Origin of the sequence: Zavarzinia sp. (genome assembly GCF_049306435.1) — a bacterium.
Taxonomy (GTDB): Bacteria; Pseudomonadota; Alphaproteobacteria; order Zavarziniales; family Zavarziniaceae; genus Zavarzinia.
The window spans coordinates 1-5,838 of sequence record NZ_JBAQRT010000288.1 but is presented as its reverse complement, the minus strand read 5'-3'; the positions used below and the strand labels follow the sequence as shown (position 1 = coordinate 5,838).

Below are 5,838 nucleotides of genomic sequence, written 5' to 3'. Positions count from 1 at the left end.
GGCACCGACCGCGGCGCCCGCGCCGGCGCCGATGGCGCCGCCCGAAAGCGCGCGCTGTTCCTGGCGATTGAGGCCCGAGCAGGCGCCGAGGCCAAGGCTGAGGCAGACAAGGCCGATGGCGGTGATGGTCGTCGACTTGCGCATGACAATTCCTCCGATCAGACTGGTGACCACGAATTCGCGGCCGGGATACTCCCCTTTAGACCGATGCCTAACCAACACCCTGGCCCGCGCCGAGGTTCCCCAAAACCGCTGCGGGCGCCGTCAATCCCTTGATCTGTAATGCTTTATTCCGGGACTCCCGTCATGGACAAGACAGTCGAAATCATCTCGCGCGAGACGGTGCACCAGGGTTTCTACCCCAAGACCGTGCTTCGCCTGCGCCATCGCCGCTTCGACGGCACCATGAGCGAGGAGATCAGCCGCGACATCCTGGAACAGGGCGGCGCCGCCGTCGTCCTGCCCTATGACGCGGCGACCGACCGCGTGCTGCTGATCGAACAGTTCCGCCCCGCGCCCCTCCTGATGGATGACGACCCCTGGGTGCTGGAAGCCGTCGCCGGCCGGGTCGAGACCGGGGAAGACCCGGCGGCGACCGCCCGTCGCGAAGCGGTGGAGGAAGCGGGCCTCGTCCTGACCGACCTCGTCCACGCCGGCATCGGCTATTCCTCCCCCGGCTGCCTGAAGGAATTGGCGACGATCTTCGTCGGCCGCTGCGACCTCGCCGAGGGCGGCGCCCTCCACGGCCTCGCCGACGAGCACGAGGACATCAGGACCCATGTCGTTGCCTTCGACGAGGCCATGGCCATGGCCGCGAGCGGCCGGCTGCGCAACCTGCCGGCGCTCGTCGCGCTCTACTGGCTGGCCGGCAACCGCGCGGATTTGCGCCGCCGCTGGGCTTGAACGCCATGCCCGGCCCCGCTAGGGTCTCTGGTCCGTGATGCGAGAAATGACAAGCCGAACCCCAATGCCGATTCGCCAGGATTTCATCGATACCATCGGGCATACGCCCCTCATTCGCCTCCACGCCGCTTCCGAGGCGACGGGCTGCGAAATCCTGGGCAAGGCGGAATTCCTGAACCCCGGCGGCTCGGTGAAGGATCGCGCCGCCCTGTTCATCGTGCGCGACGCCGAAGAGCGGGGCCTGCTGCGCCCCGGCGGCGTCATCGTCGAGGGCACGGCGGGCAATACCGGCATCGGCCTGTCGCTGGTCGGCAATGCCCTCGGCTATCGCACCGTGATCGTGATGCCCGAGACCCAGTCCCAGGAAAAGAAGGACATGCTGCGCCTGTGCGGCGCCGACCTTCGCCTGGTGCCGGCGGTGCCCTACGCCAACCCGATGAATTATGTGAAATATTCGGGCCGCCTCGCCGAGGAGATCGCCGCGGCGGAGCCGAACGGCGCGATCTGGGCCAACCAGTTCGACAATACCGCCAACCGCCGCGCCCATTACGAGACGACCGGGCCGGAAATCTGGGCCGATACCCTTGGCAAGGTGGACGGTTTCGTCTCCGCCGTCGGCTCGGGCGGGACGCTGGCGGGCACCGCCATGTTCCTGCAGGAAAAGAACCCCAAGGTGAAGATTGCCCTCGCCGATCCGCCGGGCGCCGCGCTCTATTCCTATTACACCACCGGCACCCTGAAGTCCGAGGGCACCTCGATCACCGAGGGCATCGGCCAGGGCCGCATCACCGCCAATCTCGAAGGGCTGAAGGTCGATACCGCCTATCAGATCCCCGACGACGAGAGCCTGCCGGTGGTCTTCGATCTCCTGAAGCACGAGGGCCTGTGCCTCGGCGGCTCCAGCGGCGTCAATGTCGCGGGCGCCATCCGCCTCGCGCGGGAGCTCGGCCCGGGACATACGATCGTCACCATTCTCTGCGACGGTGGCGCCCGCTATCAGTCGAAGATGTTCAACCCGGAATTCCTCAAGGCGCGGAACCTGCCCGTGCCTTCGTGGCTCTGAAGACCAAGAACCGGAGCATCATCAATGCCGAATGAGACAGGCCTCGTTTCCACCGGATGGCTTGCCGAACACCTGGATGCGCCCGATGTGCGTGTCGTCGATGCCTCGTGGTATCTGCCTGGCGCCAATCGCGACCCCAGGGAAGAATACAAGGCGGGCCATATTCCCGGCGCCGTCTTCTTCGACATCGACGAAATCTGCGACCTGACCTCGCCCCTGCCCCACATGCTGCCCCCGTCCGAGAAATTCTCGGCCCGGGTGCGCAAGATGGGTCTTGGCGACGGCAACCGCATCGTCGTCTATGACGGCGGCGCGCCCTTCGCCGCCGCCCGGGTGTGGTGGATGTTCCGCGCCTTCGGCCATGACGACGTGATGGTGCTCGACGGCGGCTTCGCCAAGTGGAAGGCCGAGGGTCGCCCGGTCGACGACATGCCCCCCGCCCCGCGCGAGCGCCATTTCACCGCGCGCGAGAATACGATGCGCGTCCGCGGCTTCGACCAGGTGCGGCACAACCTCGTCACCCGCAAGGAACAGGTGGTCGATGCCCGCAGCAGCGGCCGCTTTTCCGGCGCCGAGGCGGAACCCCGCCCCGGCCTGAAGCGCGGCCATATCCCGGGTTCGGTCAATGTCCCGGCCGGCAGCCTGCTCGATCCCGAGACCGGCGTGTTCCTGCCGCGCGAGAAGCTGGCCGACATCTTCGCCACCGCCGGTGTCGATCCGGCGAAGCCCGTGGTCGCCAGCTGCGGCTCGGGCGTCACCGCCTGCATCGCGCTGCTCGCGCTGCACGAGCTGGGCGCGCGCAATCTCGCGCTCTACGACGGCTCCTGGGCCGAATGGGGCGCCCGCGCCGACGCCCCCATCGAGGTCTGACATGACCACCGCCGAGGCGGAGGCCCCGCCGCCGGACTGGGTGCCGGCGGCAGGCCCCGCCAAGGCCTCGCGCATCACCTATCTCGAAATGCTCGAGCGCCCGGCCCCCCGCCGGGCGCCGCCGCCCCTCGACCAGCATGTCCTGATGCGGGTGGAGGAGCCGAAACTCGCCTTCTTCCGCTGGCTCTATCACTATGTCGGCCGGGACTGGATGTGGATCGACCGCCGCCGCTGGCCAGACGAGAAACTGGCGGCCCATCTCGCCGCCCCGGGCTATGGCCTCTATGTCCTGCACCTGAAAGGCTCGCCCGCCGGTTTCTTCGAACTGGTGCCCCAGGACGGCGGTACCCGCATCGACCTCGGCCTCTTCGGCATCGCCCCCGACTTCATCGGCCGCCGCCTCGGCCCCTTCCTGCTCGATCAGGCGATCCAGCTCGCCTGGGAACGCGGCCCCACCCGCATGACCGTCGACACCTGCACCCTCGACCACCCCAAGGCCCTGATCCTCTACCAGAAATTCGGCTTCCGCCCCTACGCCACGCGGGAGCGGCTGGCGTGGCCGCTGGGGCCGGAACTGGCGCGGCTGGATTGAGGGGGGGGGTATTCTTCCTGTCTCCAATCGACTGTCTTTTTTGTACTCTATTCTTTCACTTTATCTATAATAATAGTCTTTCTACCAATTTTTACTCGCCAAGAATTTCGATCTTTTTCCTCTATTTTCATGTTTCCATAATGCACTTCTCTGTGATGATTGGGGCACAACACCATAATATTAAGGAAACCCAAAGATCCTTTCTCTAATTTCGCCACAGGAATTACATGATGAGCTTCCGAATATGGCATTCCATCTGGTTTCTTGAAGGCGACGGATTCCCTGCCCAATTTTTCACAAATCTGACACTTCCCGTGAAGCTTGGCTTTCACCCAGTTTCCCATTGAGCCTCGCTCTATACATTTGCTTTTTCGCTCCTTTTCAATTGGCGTATCGTTAAACATTGCTGCTTCAAGTACTCTAATACCGTCTCTTGTACGACTCTTACGTCGAGCTTCTAGCGAATAACCATCAACTCCTAAATATTTCGCCACTGTCAGGAAGACCTCTCCGGAGATCGGAATAGTTGACCGTTTCACGCCATTATGGATGTATTTAAAATCTGGGCCCTCTGGCAAGAAATTCGAGAAAAAAACTCCCGGGAGTTCACTCGATATTTTTTCCAGCTTCACTCTTAATTTTACCCCCCTGTCTTCAATTCTCTGGAGAAATATATTATCTTCTTCATTGCGTAAACAAGGGCGCTCAATGATCTCAACGGCAGCGATTATCTCTGCCGGTTTGCCATTTTTTTTGTTTACTCGAATAAGACCAAGATCACCAATTTTCATATAATTCTGGTCATCTTTAGAAATAATATAAGTCAACTCTCTATGACCAGAAAGCATCCATTTATTTGCATCCCAACGCTTCGGATTCGCTAGGAATAGCCAGTAACCCGTGGGTTTAAAATGTTTATCTTTCTTCACATCTGCAGGCTTTTCTAACGGCTCAATAAGAGCATCCCCTGGCCTCTGATTGGAATTATTAAATCCATTCGAATTCATTTTTGCCCATCCTGGTCGCAAGAAGGATAAATTCAATTTAAATTCAGCTTCGGGAATAATGTGTCACCATACCTATAGATTCCTTATCCTTATTCCTCTCGCCCTCGATCCCTCTGCAAATCCGCCACAATAAGGCGAAACCCCAGCGCCTTGATCACCTCGCGAATTCAGGGTGGCCTTGTTCGGACAGGGATTTGTAGAGGCTGGCGCGGCCAAGGCCCGCCGCCGCCGCCACGTCGCTCATGCCCTTGGCCCGTGCGATGTTGCCGAGGGCCGTGGCGATCACGGCGGGGTCGCCATCCTCGAAGGCGGCGTCGAGATAGGCGGCGATCATTTCGGGGCTGTCCAGATATGGGCCGGCATCCCATGCCGTGGTCACGGTGGTCATGTGCTTCGTCACTCAGTTCACATCCCCCACATTGCCGAGGGTGAGGCGGTCGATCCGGATCAAGATGCGGGCCTTCGCCCGCATGGTCCGCCACCCCGTTGTCTCCCATGAAAGACAATGAAGCAAGAAGGTCGGGACGGAATACAATGGGAATGCAAGCGGACGCCGATCATCCGGCGCCGGCAATGGCGGCGGAAATCTTGTACGTGTCTTCATATTTGCTTAAATTGAAGACAGACGAAAAGGAGCCTCCATGTCCCGGACCACGACCATGACCGTGCGGATCAGTGGCGCGTTGAGCGATTTCGTCGCCTCGAACGTGGGCGAGAACGGCGCCTACGAGAATATCAGCGAATATGTCCGCGACCTGATCCGGCGCGACAAGGAACGGGCCGAGAGGGAAGCCTTCGACCGCTTGAAGGCCGAGTTGACGCGCGCCTTCGCGGCGCCCGAGCACGATTATCACCCCCTGACCGCCGCCGAGGTGATCGCCCGGAACCGCGGCTGACACCATGGCCGTCCTCGTCCAGGAGGCCGCGTCCCGGCGGCTCGATGAGATATTCCGTTACACAAGGGATCGCTGGGGAATCGGGCAGGCCGAGCGATACATCACGGACATCTTCGCCGCTTTCGACAGGATCGAGAGCCATGGCGTGATCTCGCGGCCGATTCCAGCCGAGTTCGGGGTCGAAGGCTTCTACTTCCGCCACGAGCGTCATTTCGTCTACTGGCGGCGCCTGTCTGGCGGCGACATCGGTATCGTCACCATCCTCCACGAGCGAATGCATCAGATGGACCGGTTCCGCGACGATCATCCGGCCTGACCGGCACGGCGGCCCGCCGCCATCTTTTCCTGTTCCCTTTTTGTTCCGTTTCCGCCATGCTCGTCTCATGGCCGATCCGATCCCCCTGCCCCCGAAACGTGCCGCGAAGCCGCGGCCGGTGTTCGTGCGGGGGGAGGAGCGGGAGGTGCCCGCGGGGCCGGGGGATGGCGGCACGCTGGCCGGGGCTGCGG

Annotated in this window: 8 protein-coding genes; 6 read left to right on the top strand and 2 right to left on the bottom strand. The window is 61.9% G+C overall.

Annotated features, from left to right (window positions below):
* The first annotated feature begins 306 nt into the window (after positions 1 to 306).
* The 4 genes from WAZ62_RS16085 to WAZ62_RS16070 all read left to right on the top strand — a co-directional run bounded on the left by WAZ62_RS16085 (position 307) and on the right by WAZ62_RS16070 (position 3,428).
* Positions 307 to 903, top strand: a complete 597-nt coding sequence (locus WAZ62_RS16085; protein ID WP_422644550.1) for an NUDIX domain-containing protein — start codon at positions 307 to 309, stop codon at positions 901 to 903.
* A 64-nt stretch (positions 904 to 967) separates the two neighbouring features.
* Complete coding sequence (locus WAZ62_RS16080) at positions 968 to 1,966, top strand: cysteine synthase A (RefSeq protein ID WP_422644549.1); 999 nt, start codon at positions 968 to 970, stop codon at positions 1,964 to 1,966.
* 24 nt (positions 1,967 to 1,990) lie between these two features.
* Positions 1,991 to 2,836: a 3-mercaptopyruvate sulfurtransferase gene (gene sseA / locus WAZ62_RS16075; protein ID WP_422644548.1), complete on the top strand. Its 846-nt coding sequence runs from the start codon at positions 1,991 to 1,993 to the stop codon at positions 2,834 to 2,836.
* A 1-nt stretch (position 2,837) separates the two neighbouring features.
* The gene (locus WAZ62_RS16070) at positions 2,838 to 3,428 is read left to right on the top strand and encodes a GNAT family N-acetyltransferase (RefSeq protein ID WP_422644547.1); all 591 of its coding nucleotides are present in this window, start codon (positions 2,838 to 2,840) and stop codon (positions 3,426 to 3,428) included.
* 47 nt (positions 3,429 to 3,475) lie between these two features.
* On the opposite strand, the gene WAZ62_RS16065 is transcribed toward WAZ62_RS16070, so the two are convergent.
* Together WAZ62_RS16065 and WAZ62_RS16060 are read right to left on the bottom strand one after the other, a co-directional pair.
* Positions 3,476 to 4,435 carry an HNH endonuclease gene (locus WAZ62_RS16065; RefSeq protein ID WP_422644546.1) on the bottom strand — a complete coding sequence of 320 codons (960 nt, stop codon included), beginning with the start codon at positions 4,433 to 4,435 and terminating at the stop codon, positions 3,476 to 3,478.
* 154 nt (positions 4,436 to 4,589) lie between these two features.
* Positions 4,590 to 4,835 carry an addiction module antidote protein gene (locus tag WAZ62_RS16060; protein WP_422644545.1) on the bottom strand — a complete coding sequence of 82 codons (246 nt, stop codon included), beginning with the start codon at positions 4,833 to 4,835 and terminating at the stop codon, positions 4,590 to 4,592.
* Between the two features lie 241 nt (positions 4,836 to 5,076).
* Here WAZ62_RS16060 and WAZ62_RS16055 point away from each other — a divergent pair, with 241 nt between their 5' ends.
* Entirely contained in the window at positions 5,077 to 5,331 is a 255-nt protein-coding gene (locus WAZ62_RS16055) for a ribbon-helix-helix domain-containing protein (protein ID WP_422644544.1), read from the top strand.
* A gap of 4 nt (positions 5,332 to 5,335) precedes the next feature.
* Positions 5,336 to 5,647, top strand: a complete 312-nt coding sequence (locus WAZ62_RS16050; RefSeq protein WP_422644543.1) for a type II toxin-antitoxin system RelE/ParE family toxin — start codon at positions 5,336 to 5,338, stop codon at positions 5,645 to 5,647.
* The last annotated feature ends 191 nt before the right edge of the window (positions 5,648 to 5,838 follow it).

Coding starts and splice junctions, on each gene's coding strand:
- WAZ62_RS16085 (WP_422644550.1), top strand. CDS start 307: ATGGACAAGACAGTCGAAATCATCTCGCGCGAGACGGTGCACCAGGGT.
- sseA (WP_422644548.1), top strand. CDS start 1,991: ATGCCGAATGAGACAGGCCTCGTTTCCACCGGATGGCTTGCCGAACAC.
- WAZ62_RS16050 (WP_422644543.1), top strand. CDS start 5,336: ATGGCCGTCCTCGTCCAGGAGGCCGCGTCCCGGCGGCTCGATGAGATA.
- WAZ62_RS16080 (WP_422644549.1), top strand. CDS start 968: ATGCCGATTCGCCAGGATTTCATCGATACCATCGGGCATACGCCCCTC.
- WAZ62_RS16065 (WP_422644546.1), bottom strand. CDS start 4,435: ATGAATTCGAATGGATTTAATAATTCCAATCAGAGGCCAGGGGATGCT.
- WAZ62_RS16070 (WP_422644547.1), top strand. CDS start 2,838: ATGACCACCGCCGAGGCGGAGGCCCCGCCGCCGGACTGGGTGCCGGCG.
- WAZ62_RS16055 (WP_422644544.1), top strand. CDS start 5,077: ATGTCCCGGACCACGACCATGACCGTGCGGATCAGTGGCGCGTTGAGC.